Origin of the sequence: Dactylosporangium siamense (assembly GCF_016862795.1) — a bacterium.
Taxonomy (GTDB): domain Bacteria; phylum Actinomycetota; class Actinomycetes; order Mycobacteriales; family Micromonosporaceae; genus Dactylosporangium; species Dactylosporangium siamense.
Genome location: NZ_BONQ01000178.1, coordinates 45,552 through 61,347 on the forward strand (window position 1 = coordinate 45,552; position 15,796 = coordinate 61,347).

Annotated in this window: 18 protein-coding genes and 2 pseudogenes; 10 read left to right on the forward strand and 10 right to left on the reverse strand. The window is 68.5% G+C overall.

The window, feature by feature from the left end:
• Window positions 1-2: 2 nt before the first annotated feature.
• On the reverse strand, window positions 3-605 hold the full coding sequence (locus tag Dsi01nite_RS52230) for an RNA polymerase sigma factor (RefSeq protein ID WP_203853982.1): 603 nt from the start codon (window positions 603-605) through the stop codon (window positions 3-5).
• Window positions 606-681: 76 nt separating this feature from the next.
• Window positions 682-1,254: pseudogene (locus tag Dsi01nite_RS52235) on the reverse strand (IS6 family transposase); the annotation flags it as partial.
• 115 nt (window positions 1,255-1,369) lie between these two features.
• On the opposite strand from Dsi01nite_RS52235, the gene Dsi01nite_RS52240 reads away from it, so the two are divergent.
• The 3 genes from Dsi01nite_RS52240 to Dsi01nite_RS52250 are packed head-to-tail and all read left to right on the forward strand — an operon-like array spanning window position 1,370 to window position 2,469.
• Window positions 1,370-1,687 carry a hypothetical protein gene (locus tag Dsi01nite_RS52240; protein WP_203853984.1) on the forward strand — a complete coding sequence of 106 codons (318 nt, stop codon included), beginning with the start codon at window positions 1,370-1,372 and terminating at the stop codon, window positions 1,685-1,687.
• Between the two features lie 25 nt (window positions 1,688-1,712).
• Complete coding sequence (locus tag Dsi01nite_RS52245; protein ID WP_203853985.1) at window positions 1,713-2,036, forward strand: hypothetical protein; 324 nt, start codon at window positions 1,713-1,715, stop codon at window positions 2,034-2,036.
• A 43-nt stretch (window positions 2,037-2,079) separates the two neighbouring features.
• Window positions 2,080-2,469: an RHS repeat-associated core domain-containing protein gene (locus Dsi01nite_RS52250; protein ID WP_239137073.1), complete on the forward strand. Its 390-nt coding sequence runs from the start codon at window positions 2,080-2,082 to the stop codon at window positions 2,467-2,469.
• 338 nt (window positions 2,470-2,807) lie between these two features.
• On the opposite strand, the gene Dsi01nite_RS52255 is transcribed toward Dsi01nite_RS52250, so the two are convergent.
• The 5 genes and pseudogenes from Dsi01nite_RS52255 to Dsi01nite_RS52270 form a co-directional block, all read right to left on the reverse strand.
• Entirely contained in the window at window positions 2,808-3,260 is a 453-nt protein-coding gene (locus tag Dsi01nite_RS52255; protein ID WP_203853986.1) for a SitI3 family protein, read from the reverse strand.
• Window positions 3,260-3,622: a PrsW family glutamic-type intramembrane protease gene (locus Dsi01nite_RS52260; protein ID WP_203853987.1), complete on the reverse strand. Its 363-nt coding sequence runs from the start codon at window positions 3,620-3,622 to the stop codon at window positions 3,260-3,262. Before Dsi01nite_RS52260 ends, Dsi01nite_RS52255 begins: the two co-directional genes overlap by 1 nt.
• 444 nt (window positions 3,623-4,066) lie before the next feature.
• Complete coding sequence (locus tag Dsi01nite_RS52265) at window positions 4,067-4,210, reverse strand: hypothetical protein (protein ID WP_203853988.1); 144 nt, start codon at window positions 4,208-4,210, stop codon at window positions 4,067-4,069.
• Window positions 4,150-4,272: pseudogene (locus tag Dsi01nite_RS59095) on the reverse strand (IS6 family transposase); the annotation flags it as partial. The pseudogene Dsi01nite_RS59095 and the gene Dsi01nite_RS52265, both read right to left, overlap by 61 nt.
• Entirely contained in the window at window positions 4,250-5,473 is a 1,224-nt protein-coding gene (locus Dsi01nite_RS52270; RefSeq protein WP_373318959.1) for an MFS transporter, read from the reverse strand. The gene Dsi01nite_RS52270 and the pseudogene Dsi01nite_RS59095, both read right to left, overlap by 23 nt.
• A 519-nt stretch (window positions 5,474-5,992) precedes the next feature.
• On the opposite strand from Dsi01nite_RS52270, the gene Dsi01nite_RS52275 reads away from it, so the two are divergent.
• The 4 genes from Dsi01nite_RS52275 (at window position 5,993) to Dsi01nite_RS52290 (ending at window position 8,986) form a co-directional block, all read left to right on the forward strand.
• Window positions 5,993-6,349, forward strand: coding sequence for a hypothetical protein (locus Dsi01nite_RS52275; RefSeq protein ID WP_203853990.1), 357 nt, complete (start codon window positions 5,993-5,995; stop codon window positions 6,347-6,349).
• Complete coding sequence (locus Dsi01nite_RS52280; RefSeq protein ID WP_203853991.1) at window positions 6,339-6,920, forward strand: RNA polymerase sigma factor; 582 nt, start codon at window positions 6,339-6,341, stop codon at window positions 6,918-6,920. Before Dsi01nite_RS52275 ends, Dsi01nite_RS52280 begins: the two co-directional genes overlap by 11 nt.
• 251 nt (window positions 6,921-7,171) lie before the next feature.
• On the forward strand, window positions 7,172-7,771 hold the full coding sequence (locus Dsi01nite_RS52285) for a GTP-binding protein (protein WP_239137085.1): 600 nt from the start codon (window positions 7,172-7,174) through the stop codon (window positions 7,769-7,771).
• A gap of 294 nt (window positions 7,772-8,065) precedes the next feature.
• Window positions 8,066-8,986, forward strand: coding sequence for a hypothetical protein (locus tag Dsi01nite_RS52290; RefSeq protein WP_203853992.1), 921 nt, complete (start codon window positions 8,066-8,068; stop codon window positions 8,984-8,986).
• A gap of 303 nt (window positions 8,987-9,289) precedes the next feature.
• Here the strand turns inward: Dsi01nite_RS52290 and Dsi01nite_RS52295 are convergent, their stop codons facing one another.
• Window positions 9,290-9,475, reverse strand: coding sequence for a hypothetical protein (locus tag Dsi01nite_RS52295; protein WP_203853993.1), 186 nt, complete (start codon window positions 9,473-9,475; stop codon window positions 9,290-9,292).
• 40 nt (window positions 9,476-9,515) lie between these two features.
• Here Dsi01nite_RS52295 and Dsi01nite_RS52300 point away from each other — a divergent pair, with 40 nt between their 5' ends.
• Together Dsi01nite_RS52300 and Dsi01nite_RS52305 are read left to right on the forward strand one after the other, a co-directional pair.
• Window positions 9,516-9,659, forward strand: a complete 144-nt coding sequence (locus Dsi01nite_RS52300; protein WP_203853994.1) for a hypothetical protein — start codon at window positions 9,516-9,518, stop codon at window positions 9,657-9,659.
• A 16-nt stretch (window positions 9,660-9,675) separates the two neighbouring features.
• Window positions 9,676-10,233, forward strand: coding sequence for a hypothetical protein (locus tag Dsi01nite_RS52305; RefSeq protein WP_203853995.1), 558 nt, complete (start codon window positions 9,676-9,678; stop codon window positions 10,231-10,233).
• 339 nt (window positions 10,234-10,572) lie between these two features.
• Here the strand turns inward: Dsi01nite_RS52305 and Dsi01nite_RS52310 are convergent, their stop codons facing one another.
• Window positions 10,573-12,438 carry an ArnT family glycosyltransferase gene (locus tag Dsi01nite_RS52310; protein WP_203853996.1) on the reverse strand — a complete coding sequence of 622 codons (1,866 nt, stop codon included), beginning with the start codon at window positions 12,436-12,438 and terminating at the stop codon, window positions 10,573-10,575.
• Between the two features lie 614 nt (window positions 12,439-13,052).
• Here Dsi01nite_RS52310 and Dsi01nite_RS52315 point away from each other — a divergent pair.
• Entirely contained in the window at window positions 13,053-13,985 is a 933-nt protein-coding gene (locus Dsi01nite_RS52315; protein WP_203853997.1) for a TolB-like translocation protein, read from the forward strand.
• A gap of 329 nt (window positions 13,986-14,314) precedes the next feature.
• Here the strand turns inward: Dsi01nite_RS52315 and Dsi01nite_RS52320 are convergent, their stop codons facing one another.
• Window positions 14,315-14,851, reverse strand: coding sequence for an SMI1/KNR4 family protein (locus Dsi01nite_RS52320; protein ID WP_203853998.1), 537 nt, complete (start codon window positions 14,849-14,851; stop codon window positions 14,315-14,317).
• Between the last annotated feature and the right edge of the window lie 945 nt (window positions 14,852-15,796).

The following is a 15,796-nucleotide window of genomic DNA, read 5'->3' on the forward strand; positions in this document are numbered from 1 at the left end:
CCTCACTCCTCTGGGTTGTTGGTCGCCGACACTTTTTCGACGGTGCCATGCCGAAGAAGCCGGTCCAGCCGGCTTCGTGCCTTACTGACTCTCGCCCGTACCGAACTCTCGGCAATGCCGAGAACCCTCGCCGCGTCCGCATAGGAAACCGATGACCAGACGCACAGCATCAAGGCCTCGCGTTCGGCGCGGGGCAGGTGACGAACCGCCCGCAACACCGTACGCACCCGCCGAATGTCGTCGACCCGCTCCGCCACCTGGTCGGCCACCTCGACTGCGGCATCGCGATCTGGCGGCATCCGCAGCAGCGCGGCGAGCCAGCGCCTGGCCGACCGGCGCTCGTCGCGTACCGCGTTGGTTGCCGTCGACAGCAGCCAGGGCAGCACAGAGCCGTCGACAAGCCGGACCTGGTCACGCTTGCGCCACGCGATCAGGAACGTCGACTGCGTCGCGTCCTCCGCCATCACCCAAGAGGCGGCGGCGCGAAAGCAGTGGTTGTACACCGCCTTTGCATGCCGGTCGAAGAGCACGCTAAACGCGGCCTGGTCACCGTTCAACGCCTTGGCCCAAAGCTCTGCGTCGGTAGCCTGCACGATGGTCGTCACACTTCTCTATGGCCGGCGAAGTCGAAACTGTTGCCTGCCGCCCCCGTGCCACGGTCGAGCTCACTACCGCGCTCTACTGCATGAACGCGTGTCCGGCGATGATCGTCTGCGCGGTCCGGTCGGTCCGCAGTCCGCGCATCGGTCTGAGCCGGTGCTTGAACTGGTTATGGTCGGCTTCCACCCGGTTATTGGCGTGGCGTTCGACGTGGTGCCACGCCGACGGAACCAGCTCATCGAGCACCGCCAGGTACACCGACGCCGCGTCGGTGATCACCTCGGTGGGTCGCACCTTCAACATGGCCATCGCCCGGCGGAAAAACCGTCGTGCCGCAGCGGCGTCGCGGCGGGCGGAGACGAGCACGTCGATGATCTGCCCATCCTGATCGACGGCGCGGTACACGTACCGCCAGACACCGTTGACCTTGACATAAGTCTCATCGGTGAACCACCTGTCGCCCGGCGCGTGCCGGCCGAATCTGGCCGCGTCGGCCAGCAGCGGCGTAAAGCGCCGCACCCACCGGAAGACGGTGACATGGTCGGCCTCGACACCACGCTCGAGTAGCAGTTCCTCGACGTCGCGGTACGACAGGTCGTAGCGCAGGTAGAGCCGGACGGCGACCATGATCACGTCTGGTGGGAACCGGAACCCGGGCGAACGCTGACCGCGGTGGCTGGACTGGACACCGGCGGTTCGAGTGCTTCACCGTTCCAGCCTGCCTGACCAGGGCATCGATCAATGCAACGAACCCCTCTACCATGCCAACATGAAGGGCCTCCCGGACAACATCCTCGAGGGCGACGGCACCGCGATGGCTGCCATGAACAAACAGTTCCGCACCGGTGAGTTCACGTACGGGCAGAACCACCTCACCAGCACGAACAACTTGCGAGTCGGGCTGCACAACTTCCTGACGAAGGACGAGCCGCGCAGGCTGCGCAAGAGCGGTCCGACGATCGAGATCGTCCGGACCGAGCGTGACATCCAGGTCGCCACCAGCCTGATCGACGCCATCGACCACGCGCAGGCGGGCAACTACATCGACGCGAGCCACTATCCTGGGCTGGAGGTGTGCGATCGTTAGCGACGCAGACTTCGTCGAGGCGTTCGTGACGGCCGTCCCCGGTTTCCGGGAGCATCTCGAGGTCCACATCGAGAACGAGGGACAGCTGCTGTCCTATATGTTCTTCATGTTGGACGTCGCGCCGGCGACGATCGCGTCCTACCTCGGCGACGAGGACGAGCCGGACTGGCGGCTTACCCTTGCGTTCCTCGAGGACCGGCTCGCGCTCGAGCACGTCGAGGACGGGTTTCTCGTCAACACCGCGTTCCTGCCCTACCTGCCGGGCCCGCAGCAGCCCGGCTACGGCATCGTGGCCGAACTCGGGCCGCTGCTGAAGGAACGGTTCGCGGTGGTCCGGCCGGCCGGCTGACCCCCGGTGACCGGGGCACATCGCCGTCCGGGACCCGGCCGGTGTGAAGCTGATCGCCGCCGACCACCAGGGCACCGAGACGGCGATGATCGACGCGTCGAGCGGTGCGATCACCCGGCGCCGGACGACCCCGTTCGGCGGCCCGCGGGGCGCGGCCCCGACGTGGATCGCGGACAAGGGCTTCGTCGGCGGCACCCAGGACACCACGACCGGCCTGACCCACCTCGGCGCTCGCGAGTGCGACCCGCAGCTCGGCCGGTTCATCTCTCCGGACCCGGTGTTCGTGGCCACCGACCCGAGCCGGTTCAACGCGTACCAGTACGGCCGGAACAACCCGGCCACGTACAGCGACCCGACTGGCCCACAGGCTCCTGATCTCAGATGTCCGCCAAAACGGGGCAGGCCCAGACATCGTGCCGGTCGTCGTCGGTAGCGGCGGCTTCAGCGGAGCCATCTTCTGGTACCTCCGCATACCTCCGCACGAGGATCACGCAGAAGGAAGAGACCAGGCGGGAGGAACTTCGCCAGCTCGGTGAGACCATGCGCGAAGACATCAGGCAGCGAGAGCGAACCGATCGAACGCGCATCCGCTGCGCGAGCGGAGTGCCGGACGTCGTTGAGCCTGAGCAGCCCCTGGACGAGCTGGAGCAGCGTCGCCTCAACTCCCCAGCCGGGATTCCGATGCTGCCTGACATCGGCCTACGCCGGCCGCGTTCATGGCATTGGCCTACTACCTTGGCCCCATGCCCCGATGAGGAATTGACCGCCGCCTCAGCCCGGGATTATTGCGTCGGCCTGGGGCACGCCGGCCCACCAGGTGTCCCGGCGGAACTTGTGCACGACGCCGCCGACGCGGGTCAGTATCAGGTAGTCGTGGTTGTGGATCAGTGTGACGTCCTCGGGGCCGGTGGCGAGGACGCCGGCCACGCTGATGAGGATGTTCTGCTGGGCCCGCGCTCGCCAGGTGGCGTCGCTGGTCACCGCATACGTGATGCTGACGCCTTTGGCGACCTCCCATGACTGCAGGCCGGCGTCGCCGACGGCCTCGAAGTAGGCGTCGAGGACCGGGCCGACCGAGAGTGAGTAGCCGTGGGAGGTGTTCAGGTCCGCGGTCAGCAGATGCTCGTACGGAGTCAGCGGCACACCCGGGTCGCCGACGGCACGCCGGGCGACCTCGGTCACCGGGGACGGGACGGACAAGGTGAGTCGATACTCGATGCCCATTACTGTTCTCCCCAGAAGTTCCAGATCGGGATGATCTGGCCGTCCTTGATTGCGAGGACCTGTTTGAGCCCCTCGATCGGCCAGTCGGCGAACTGCTGGCGGAGCGCTTCGACCGGGCCGTGGCGGCGGGCGAGCAGGCAGGCGATGGCGACGCCGGCGCCCTTGACGAGCTCCTCGACGATGCCGGCGTTGATGCCGCGCAGCGGACGGACGGCAAGGGTGGCCTCGACGTGGTTGTCGTCGGAGAGGACGTCGTACCACGACAGGGACCAGCGGGCGAAGAGCTCGTTGATGTCGCCGCACATGCTGACGGCGATGATGGCACCGAACGCGAACACGGCGAGGTACAGCCGCACCGGCACCCGTCCAGGGGTGGCGCGGTGACCATGAAGAACCGCACGAGGTCACCGGCGCCGGGAGGCAGCTCATCCGTGTAGGAGCTCAAGCCGGAGGGCGACGACCAGATCACGTCTCCACCGGCGAGCCAGTCGGCGGCCGCTACCCGTGCCACGAAATAGCCGCACACGAGCGCGCCGATCATGCCTGCCCACCGCATTGCCTGCGCGATCAAAGCCACCCCCGTGTCGCCGCCGCCGACAATCTACCGGCTTCGATCAGTTTCGGTTGACCCTGAATGGCTCGCAGACCGGGACCGGCAGACCTGCGTTGCGACTTCCGATACATCCACCGAGCCGTCCCGGGGCATAGCCGAAATCAGGTACGGCTACGCTGCCGTCGCCGTGCGACGGCACAGTTGCGTTGTGGGATCGGAAGACGCGTTGAACCCCCGTGTCGGGTCCCGTCGGTCAGATCGCTTGGGCGAGTTCGGTGAACGCCGTGGCGACCCGCAGTGCGGGCGGGGCGTCGACGGCAAGTTCGTAGTGGCGCCGGGTGCGTGCCGGCACCACCGGGCCGCGTCTGCCAGCAGAGGTGTGAAGCGTTGGACCCACCGGAAGACGGTCACGTGGTCGGTCTCAACGCCCCGCTGCTCATCGCCCGCTCTCAGCTCTTCTTTGCCGGAACGGCCAGGTCAGCATCGCCGCCGTCAGCTGCAGCCCGACGGTGCACAGCAGCGGAGTGGTGAGACCGAACCGGTCGGCGATGACCCCGCCGGCCAGGGCGCCGACACCGCCTGCGCCGACACCGACGAGCCGGAACGCCGAGACGACCCGACCGATGAGACCGTCCGGGGTGAGCGACTGCCGTGCCGAACCGACCGCGACGCTCGACAGTGAGCCGCCCGCACCGATCGTGACGAACATCAGTGCGGCGATCCAGACGTTGCCACTGAGCGCGATCCCCGCCCAGCTGAGCGCCTGCATGACATGGACGGTCGCCACGACCTGGCGGTACGTGAGGTTGCGGGTCAGCCGGCGGGCCCGCCAGCCGGCCACGATGCCGCCGAGGGCGCTCGCGGCGAGCAGGACGCCGTACAGCGCGTCGGGGACGTCGAGGACGTCGGTGACGTACAGCACGAAGGTGGCGAGCGCCATGTTGTAGCCGAAGTTGTGGGCGCCCAGACTGATCGCGAGCAGCCGCAGGTCCCGCGTGTGGAGCAGATGCCGGACGCCTGCCCTGATGGCCGCGCCGATCGGCTCGTGCGGACCTGTGGCCGGCTCGGCGGGCGGGAGATTTCGCACGAACAGCGCCGACAGCAGGAACGACACGGCGTCCAACGCGAATGGGATCAGTCGGTTGACGGCGAACGTCAGCGATCCGAGTGGTGGGCCGAGCAGCAGTCGTCCGACCGTGTCGATGGCCCAGAAGCGACCGTTGACGTGCGCGAGGGTGTCCTTGTCACGGCCGACGATCGCGGGAATGCTCGCCTGCGACGCCGAGTCGAAGAAGATGTGCGCGATCCCCACCAGCGTGATCAGCGCGATCAGCGCCGGGATGCTGGCGTGGCCGACGGCCACGAGGACGGTGAGGAGCGCGAGCAGCGCGGCCCGGAAGAGGTCTGCGGTGATCATGACCGTGTGGCGGGGCCATCGGTCGACCAGCGCGCCGGCCGGAAGGCCGAATACCAGCCATGGCGCGTAGAACACCGCCGTCACTGCGGCGATCGCGACCGGGTCGCGAGTGAGCGAGGCAGCCAGGAGCGGGCCGGCGGCGAGGAACGCCCCGTCACCGGTGACCGAGATCCCAGTGGAATAGAGCAGCGGCGTCACTCGGCGGGTGGTGTCCCCGGTAGGCGCCGCCGCTGATGCCGTCATGGTCCCGGAGCTACCGGGACAATGTGTTGATCGCGAACGTGTCCTCGGTCATGCCGTGCCGCCCCCTCGACCTCGCCGGCGTGCCGGTCGATGTCGGCAGCGGACGATCGAAAATATTCAACAGACTCGCCAGCCTGAGTGCAACACCCAGTAGCCGCACGAACAGCCTTGAGTAATGCGCGGTGCGGTCATTCAGGGTTCAAACCCGGACAAGGTCAGGGCGTGTCCGAAGACCTGCCCCTAGCGAGAAGGGACCGAAGATCCACTTACCAGTCGCGATCTTGGTCGTGCGTCCTGCCGGTCCGCTGCACGTTGCTACGTCGGCTGGTCACGCGATTCCGATTCGGTGGTGGCCGGAGGCGTTCGTTGACCACGCGCACGAGCAGCGCCGCGCCGTCGGTGCCGATGGACACCACGTCGCGGGCCTGCTTCCGACCAGATAGGCCGTAGGCTGACCCGGGCGCTCGTTGACGCGCTGCGGAGACTCGACGCTTTTTCCGGCGTAGGCGATGTATATGCATGACCGTCGAGGGACCGCTGCTGGTAGGGCTTTGGCACAAGGTCGTGGGAATGTTGCCGGATGCGGCGTCGCCCTGGTGTCTGGCGGCGTTGACGCTGACGCTCGTGGCAGCGCGTGCGGGCTACCGAGTGCTTGTGGAGTGGCAGCGCCGGGTGACCTTTGATCGCATCTTCGCCAACGCCCCCGGAGGCAGCGTGGTCGTCCAGGGCAAGGAGGGCGTCGCCGGTTCGGCGATGCGGATCTGGGTCGGTCACGGCACCGTGCCTGGGGCGCACGTCCCGGAGCGCAAGGCCGTGATCGTCTCCGGGCCGAGCATGCCGGTCAAAGGCGGACGGCCTACGACCCATGACCGGTGACGATGAGCTGGCACTGCGGGAGTTGTCAGGATTGTTCCGGGCCGCAGCCGCCGGGCTGTTCGCAACCGCGCTGGCTGGCCTCGGCGGTGACCGCGACACCGCCGAGGACCTCGTCCAAGAGGTGTTCCAGGCTGCCTGGCTCGCACGGGACAAGGTCTGCGGCCGGGATCTCGGGTCGCAGCGGGCATGGCTGTACACCACCCTCAAGCACAAGATCATCGACGTCTTTCGGCGTGGTCAGCGGGAGACCGTCATGGCGCCGCTCGAGCTCGAGTTGCTCAAACGGCCCGGGCAGCAGGGCCCGGGGCCTACCCGCGCAGTGCTGTCCAGCGCGATGCTCGACCTCAGTTGGGCAGTGATCAGACAGATGCCGGCAGTTCGCCAGCACGTCTTCTGGCTCCGGGCTCACGAGTGGAAGACCGCGGAGATCGCCGAGCACCTACGGATCACGCAGTCGACTGTGCGAGATCACTACCGGATCGGGCTGCAACAGCTGAATCAGCACCTCGGGTGCGGGCGGGAGATCGTCGCCGATCTTGAAGCCGACGAGTTCGGGGAGGGGGCAGAATGATGGACGATTCGCAGTACGTCGACTCCGGGCAGCCTGGTGCCCCTCGGGAAGGTGCGGCCGAACGGGGTGAGCAGGCGTCGCTGCCGGATCTGTACGGTCAGATGCCCGGTCGGCTGGCCCAGGCCGGCGAGCAATACGACATTGAGCGTGGTCTCGACCGATTCACGCGGTGGGTTGACCAGGGCAGACATTCGTTGACCGTCGATCCCGTCGGGGCCGTTCAGCCCATTCCAGGCCCGGCGGCGACGGGAATCCCGTCCGGTCCGGCATCCGGTCACGTGCCACTCGCGGTGAAGATTCTGATCGCGGGTGGATTCGGCGTGGGCAAGACCACGCTGATCACCGCGGTGAGCGAGATCGGTCCGCTGCAGACGGAGGAGGTGCTCACCAGTGCAGGGCTCGGCATCGACGACGTCCACGGCGTCGAGGGCAAGACAACTACCACGGTCGCGATGGACTTCGGTCGGATCAGTATCAACCAGGACATTGTCCTTTACCTCTTCGGTACTCCCGGCCAGGACCGATTCTGGTTCCTGTGGGACGAACTGGTCATGGGTGCGCTCGGTGCGGTGGTTCTGGCCGACACTCGGCGGCTGACCGACTGTTTCCCGTCGATCGACTACTTCGAGCAGCGCGGCACTCCGTTCCTGGTCGCGGTCAACTGCTTCGACGGCGTGCAGAAGCACAGCGCCAACGCGGTCAGGCGGGCCTTGGATCTCGACCTGGACGTGCCGGTCGTTCTGTGTGACGCCCGGGACCGCCGGTCGGTCAAGGACGTGCTGATTGCATTGGTCGAGCGCGTGATGACGGTCAGCCGCGTGGGGAGAGGGGTCGGGACCCTGCACGGCTGAGGCGACCGGCAAAGTGACGCAGCACGCGGCAAGCGTCTCGTCCAAGTGGTGCCGGACAAGGTCAGCGAGCTGATTTCAGCAGCGAGGTATCGATTGGGCGAAACGCAGATTTCAGTCCTGTTTGGACAGTGGGTCGGGTGTCGACGGTGAAGAAGTCGCAGGCCAGCAATCGCGGCCAAGCGGGCCAGAGGTAGGCACCACAATCCATCCGCGAACTCCGCCGCCAACAGGGACCTCGGCGATGTGCTTGATGGTCGGACTTGAGCGGAGGGACGACCAGTGGAAGATGTTTCGATGGCCCGGATCCATGTGATGCTGTGTCTGGATGCCCGAGCCGACGTCGGACGTGTCACTCGGATGTGGTTCGAGTTGGCGTGGTCGAGGTTGGCGGCTGGGCTGCACGACGGGCTGGACGCCGGCCCTCGCGCCGGTGAAGACGTCACCAGCACGCTCATGGCCGGGCGGATCTGGGAGACCTATCCGCCGGTCGGCATGCCTTGGTGCGAACTCGTCCGCTTCGACGGTGAGTTCGACGACGAGGTGGCTACCGCCCTGCTGATGCATCCACACAGCTTGAGCGTGTTCCTGGACGGTCTGGATCAGCACCCGGGCGCGACCGCCTATCTGCAGGCCGGTGTCGTCGAACGCGCGGAGCGTATGCCCGGAGGGCGCGGGCCGGGGTTTCCCGACCTGCATGTGCGGACGTGGATTGATGGCGGGGTCTGGCTTGGGCTGTCGGCATCGGCCGAGTTTCTGGTCGGCACCGTGGATGCCGAGCGTGCGTTATGCGGGTTCCTGCGGGAGGTCGCGGCGGCGAGTGATCCGGCCTTCGGTGGCGTATCGCTCCAGGTCGGCGAGCAGCAGACCGATGAGTCGCTGCTGGAGCGGTCCCTGGTCGGCCTCGACAGTGCGACGCGTGACACGATACGGCGGACTTCGCCGCGGGAACGACTCAAGGGATACTCCTGGATCACCGTCATCCCTGGCGAGGTGGCGGCGCGGCTCGGCGGCGCCGCCGGGTTGCGGGCCAGCGGCGCGTTCCATGAGGTCGTGGCGCTACCCGCGGGTGGTATCTGGGCCCAGGCGACTGCGCGGCTGGCCGACTATGACCATGCCGCCGCTCGACGGGCGTTCGACGTTCTGCGGTCAGTGCTTCCGCCGGGCTGGCCGATGCCGGCGGCGGGGGTCGGCCCGGTCGTCGACGAGGCTCCCTGACCAGTGCAGTGCCAGCGGTCTGGGCCATCCGGTCGGTGGAGTCGGCTGGGACGAGCGCCTGCGGCGAGGCCGGCTTCCGCGGGATGTTGAACAGGCGGCCTGGCCGTCCTGCGTGATGTTGATCCGCAGGCCCTGCCGCAGCCCGGTCGTGGCTGCCTCCAGCGCCTCGGCCGGGGCGCCGGTGTTGGTGCAGCGCGCCGACGCGGCCCTGCGGGTGGTCGCGATTGTCGCCAGAGACGAAGATCCGGCCTGGGGTGCAGTTCCGGGTGTGGCGCCTGGTCCAGCAGGACGCGCCCGGTCCCTCTACAGCAGCGGCGGGGTGCCCTCCGCGGCGGTCTGCTTTATCTTGGTCTTGGTCAGTGCCCGCTCGATCTGCAGGGCCGCGTGCGCGAACGCCGCGTCCCACCCGTCGGTGGCCAGGCGAGGATCCTCCAGGAGCGTGACGGCGATCTTGTGTGTGGCCGGTCCCGGTGGCCACAGGCCATCCACGGGTAGCCGGCACAGATTCAGGACTGAACGCAGCGTCGAGATGACCTACTACCTGGGCCGGCTCGCCGAGCTGCACGAGTACGGAAAGGCACGGGAGTTCGTGGTGCACGGCGAGAACGGCAAGGGAACGTATCGAGACTTCGTGAGTTGCACCTTCTCGAAGCGCGGGGGCCCGTTTGTCTAGCGCCACGCGGTCGGTCGTGACGGTCGTCGTGGCGTTGGCGCTCGGCGGGTGCTCCTTCGTGGGACGTTCGCCGAAGGAGCCGGTGCTGGGGACCCGGGACGTCTGCAGCCTGTTTGATGTCGGGAAGCTGGATGCGGCTGTGCCGGGCGGCGAGGTGAAGGTCTCGGAGCTGAGTCGGCACAATGACCTGGGCAACGCCGGCACCTGCGAGTTCAGCAACCGTACGGAGAGTTCCGCCGACGGCGACTTCGCGGAGCTGCGCTTCGAGGTCTACAAGGCCTTCGACAAGAACGCCGCCGAGGCACATGAGGACGCGGTCGGCCTGTTGGGCAACACTTGCCGGTTGCCACCGTTGACCGCGCCGGTGCAGGGTCCGGGCGAGGGGTCAGCGCAGTGGTGCGAGTGGAATGAGCCGAACGCCACGAGCAATGTCGATGGCCACTACAGCTATGCGGTCCGTCGTGACCTGATGGTCGTATCCGTCGAGTACGAATACCGGGGGCCGGTGGATGTGGCGAGGGTCGAGCGCGCCCGGCAGGACACCCGGGCCGCGGCGGAGAGCGCCTTCCCCTAGAGAACCGTCGCGGGGAGGCATGAGCGGAGCTCAAGGACGACCATCACGTTGTCTCTGTCCACTATGGACATCCGGTGATCGTACGGCGCGGGAAGCGCGCCCGAGGAGGCGGCGGACACGGCGAGCAGCGCGCGTCCCGCATGCCGCTGGTCGGCCACCGCCACGCTCGTTCCGGCCGCCGCCGTGGTGCGGGGTTGCCGGGGCCGCCCGACGCGGCCTTTCGGCCGAAGTCCACCTGCCGCCGCGGCATTCGGGACTTTCCCGCGCGGTCACCGGCGTGTGGTCCTGCCGTCCTCACCCGGTCGGGAGACGTTCGAAGGACGGCAGGCGACCGTGGGGCTACCGTGCGCAGTCGTACAGCGTGTAGAGCGGGGTGGTGAAGCCGTCGACGGTGCGGCAGGCGGTCGGTGCCCAGGTGGCGTAGTCCGGGTAGTCGCGGGTCGGTTTGCCCTTCAACTGCGGGCCGTCGACGAGGGCGTACCGCAGCTCGCCGGCGGCGACGAGCTCGGCGAGCCGGCGCGTGCTGATGTTGGGGATCTGGGCGGTGAACCCGCCGATGGGCAGCGGGTCGAGGCCGCGGGTGATGAACTGCCCCGCCTGCGGCGCCCATTGGACGGCCAGGTCGTAACGCTCGGCGGCGCGGTTGGCGCGGACGTGCGCGGTGATGCGGTCGACGTCCGCGGCCGGCAGCATCCGCAGCAGCCGGCCGCTGAGAATGGTGGCGGTCTCCCGGGACGGCGGCCCGGCGGCCGGCCGGTGCGCGTCGGAGACGGTGCGGTTGTCCGTGACCGACAGCGTCCAGGTGATCGGCGCGACCAGCACCGCGGCGACGGCGGTCGCGACGGCGGTCGCCTGGAGTCTGGGCGCCGCGACGGCGGCGATGAGCACGAGCGTGGCAACGGTGGCAGCGATGGCGGTCGCGGCCGGGAGCCAGGTGGCGAACGTCGGGAACTTCCCGGCGAGGTGCCAGGCCCACCAACCGCTCGCGGCGACGGCGGCGGGGAGCAGCCAGCGGCGCCAGGTGGGGTTGCGGTAGGCCCGCCAGAGCGCGAGAAGTCCCGCGGCGGCGAGCGCGGCCAGGGCCGGGGTGAGGGCGACGTTGTAGAAGGAGTGGGCCTTGACGCTGCCGGCGAAGGCCAGGAGGTGCACGGCGAGCCAGCCGAGCCACAGCACGGAGTTGGCGGCGTTCCCGCGGTCCCGGATGAGGGTGATGACCGCGACGGCCAGGCCGGCGAGGGCGAGGATGTACAGCCAGCCGATCTGCGGGGCGACGCCGTCGCGGATCAGGTACTGCCACGCCGGCCCTTCGTTCTTGCCGGGCGGGCCGCCGATGCCGAGGACGTCGGCGCCGGCGTTGTCGACGCCGAACCGGTTGAACCCGTTGTAGCCGAACACCATCGACCAGATCGAGTTGTCGACGGACCCGTCGATCCACGGCCGCCGACCCGCGGGCAGCGCCGCCATGACGCCCACCCACACCAGCGACACCGCGACGGTCAGCAGCCCGGCGAGGCCCAGCCGGGTCACCCTGCGGCGCCACGGTTGCGACGCGTAGAGCAGATAGCCGAGGCCGAACGGGATCCAGATCAGCCACGCCTGAGCCATCTTCACCTGGAACGCGAGACCGACCAGGACGCCGGTCCACAGCAGCGGCTTCAGCCGACCGGTGGCGACGGCCCGCTGCCACAGCAGGGTCGCGGTCAGCAGCAGCGCGACCAGGACCGGGTCAGGGATCTGGGTGCGGGCGAGGGCGGCGACCATCGGCGTGACCGCGAAGAACCCGGCCGCCGCCACCCCCGCCTCGGGGCCGACCCAGTCGCGGACGACCCGGTACATCAGCACGATCGACGCGAGGCTCGCCAGCAGCGACGGCAGGAGCACTGCCCACGGTTCGAAGCCGAACACCCGGGCAGACAGCGCCTGCAGCCAGAACGTGCCAGGGGCCTTGTCGAACGTGGTGGTCAGTTGCGGGTCGTAGGCACCGTAGAGCCATGCCTGCCAGCTGCCCGCCATCGTGCGTACGCCCGGCCCGTAGTACAGGTGCAGCTGCATGCCGCCGATCCGCCACGCGTAGACGACGGCGGAGCACACGACGATCGCCGCCAGCGCCGGCCGGACCCATGCCGGCCGGCGCGGCGACGCACGGTCGTTGTCGGCGCTGGACTGATCACGCTCATCGATGGTTGACGCCAAGGGATCAGACATGCGCGGATCGTAGAGAGGCATCGATGATTGATGAAGCTTGATATGTGAGGTGTTGTGCCATCCGCGTCGTCACTCGTATGCCAGCACCCGGCTGATGGTCATGCGTCCGGCGCGGCTGACGGGTTGCGTAGACGAGGACGGCGGTCCACGCCACGATCGGCGCGTCCTGCGGTCCGCGGAGGTACGCGTAGACGTACTGCCAGCGGCGGAGGCTTCGTTCAGGCCCGTGCGGTTGCTGCGAATCTGGACGAGGCGTATTTCCGGTACGGGTCGGCCGGCGCGTGCCGCGGCCTTCGCGATGCGCCGATCGGGTTCGAGGACAACGGATTCGGCCGCGTGTCGCGCCATGAGGAGCCAGGCGACGGTCAGCAGGGCGAGCCACGGGCGACTTTGTGCTGGGCGCGGCGCACGAGGTCGATGACGACCGGAGCAGCCAGAAGCCTGGAACGGTCAACGGTAAGATCGAAATGTGTAACAACTTCAACGGTGTGCTGATTGGCCGTGCTGTGCGACCGGAATCCAGCCCTGAGGCGATCGAGGCGGCCGTCATTTAGATGTTCGACCCGTATGGGCAGTTCTCGTTGAACACGCAAGGCAACTGACAGGTGGACCGCATGAGGAGATTCCGGCGAAGCGGCATGCCGGCGCTGTGGCTGACGATCGCGTCGCTGGTCGTCTCCTCATGTGGTTTGGTCATCCCGTGGAAGACCGTTTCGATCGGTGACGTGGCCTGGCAGTCCGACACGGTGCTGCTTTACGTCGCCCGGCTGGATGGAGCCAACGAGGTCCGGTCCGTCCGGTCGGATCGTCGACCGGTATCCGGCGACCCGGCGATTCCCGGCCTGCGATCGGTGTGTGAACCGGTCGACTACGGCCTGCGGCCGCTGGCCGGCGGGAAGGTCGCGGTGTCCGTGCTGTGTTCCGGGGGTGCCGGGACCGAACTGTTCGAGTACGACGGCCAGGCCGTCGGCTGGGGCGACACGCAAGCCGGGCACGTCATCGGCCAGTGGGACGGCGTCGGCGGCTACGGCGTGCTGATCGGCTTCCACTGCACTGGCCTGGTCCAGCTCGGGGCGAAGGTTGGCGCGGCGCTGACGGTGCCCACCGGGGTGGGTCCGGTGCGGGTCGACGAACCCCGGGCTTCCTGCGCGTTCGACCAGATGAACGCCGGCTGGCCGATGCCGCACGGGCGAGGCGTCGACTTTCTCGTCGCGCTGGAGTCGGCGGGCTTGCAGGACGACCTCCGGCGCCGGTCGCCGTGGACGCTGTTTCGCGTCGAGGGCGGGCAGAGCGCTGCCGCGGTCCGGGACGGGTTCGTGGATGTGCGGGGTGCCGCGTCGTCCGGTGACGGCGGGACGGTGGTCATCGCCGCCGAACGCGACGGGCTTCGGGCGTTGTGGGCGGTCGACATGCCCGGCGGCGGGGTCCGCAAACTCGCGGACGGGTTCTTCGGCGCGGTGTCCTTCGCCCCGGACGGCAAACGGTTCGCTGCGGTCCTCCTCGGCGGCGCGAAGAACGACGAGATCCGGGTCCTGACACTCAAGTGAATCCCGGTGTGGCATCAGCTGGCTTCACTCCACACTCCAGGGCCTCGGCAAAGTCGTGACGGGTGACCGGCTCGATGTGGCTGGTGTGGACCCGCCCATGCTGAAGGCCGCAGGGCGGACATGACTCCGTCGCCAGCGAAGCCTTCGGCGGGCTGATCCGCCGCAGGTACGCGTCGACACGCTCGCCCGGCGGCATGGCCGGGCCGGACGTGAAGTCGTCGGTCCCGGTTACGGTCGCTGCCGCGGTATGTCCGCTATCACGGATCGGCTGACAACCCGCCCGTCCGCCGTGCCGTCCTGTTTCGCGGCCGGGTCGGATGACGCGAGTTCTACTCCCACTCCACCCCACCGTCGACCATCTGGTAGCTGTTGTCCAGCCACGGTGCTCCACCCAGCAGCGCGGACCGGAGCTCGCTGTAGAGCTCCTCAAGACCCGTCCATGACCCCATCGCATCCTCGCCGTTCTCGGGCTCCCAGAGAAAGGTTCGACCGGTGTCCACAGCTGGGGTGTGGTCGACGACCAGGTAGGCGCCGCACCGGTCGGCAGCGAGCGGCACCCAGTGCACGTCCCATGCCTCCGGGTTGGATGCGCGGGCGGTCGCCCTCAGGCGACTGGCGTCACCCGCGACACGGGCCGCGCTGGTGAGCCAGTAGGTCGGTGCCAGCTGGAAGCCGCCCATCTCCTCCGTTGCCCCGTTGTGCCAGAGCAGGGTGCTCGCGACCTCGGGCAGCAGCGCGAACCCGAGCCGCGACTCCAGCTCCCGCAGCTGCTCCTGGCTCGCCGGGGGGTGCATCAGGGACAGCGTCCGGGGTGCGTTCGCGGCGAGCCACCGGTCGAGGTCGGCGAGGATCATGGCAGCCGTCACGGTTCCAGATGATATGCCCCGGGGATGGTGGTCGGTCCGGTATGAAGGGATTGTGAGGGTTCGCCGTGGGCCTGCCCTCCTGATGGCGTCGTCGCCCAGCAGCTGGCGGCCCTGCTGGGCGTCCAGGCGCCGCTGACCGCGGGCCAGTCGTTCCCGTCAGACCCGGCGAAGCTGCCCGCTCCGGCGGGTGTCGCGCATGCGCTGTTTCCCGTCGACCGCGCCCCCGCCGACGAGGGGGCGGTGTGACGGCCATCCGCCGGGTGCTCCTGCTCGGCGTCGCAGGGCTCGGCGCGACGGCGATGACCGACGCGGTTCAGGGGCCGATCCACTTTCGGGTCGGCCCATTTGGTGTTCTGGGGACCAGATCGGTCAAGTGACGCAGCTTCGGTCCTGGTGGCCGGCGGAGGGACGCCCGGTCGGGTCAGCGCACTGTTCGCTGCTGACCGAAACCGTCCGAATCTCCGCGGTGACACCGCGTGGCTCATCAATATGACGTCCATCACTGCATGCCTCCGCGTTGATGACTTGTGCAGGGAGTCGTCGCAGGCGAGTTGGTGACGGCGTGTAGTGGGTCTTTCAGCTTCTTCCCAGGAATCGGCGGTCGTCTCTATCGTTCTGCCTGCATGATCGCTGCGGGGGAGGCACGCATGGTGGGTCGTTGGGGCGCATTTTCGCTGCACGGGCTGGGGAACGGCCGGGTCCGGCGGTGGTTGACCGCCATGTCGACGGGTGCGTTGCTGGCCCCCGTGCTGGTGGCGTTGCCGGCGCATGCCGCGCCAGGCAACCCGTCTGGGGCGGTGAATCCTCAGCAGCGTTCGGCGGCGGTGTCTGGCGTGCCGGGCCGCGCCCGGCCGGCGGTTGCGTCGGATACGGCGGCGTTGGGAAAGGTGCCTGCACCGGTGTGGCCGGTGGCCGCGTCGGCGGTGGTGCCGGTGGCCGGAACGG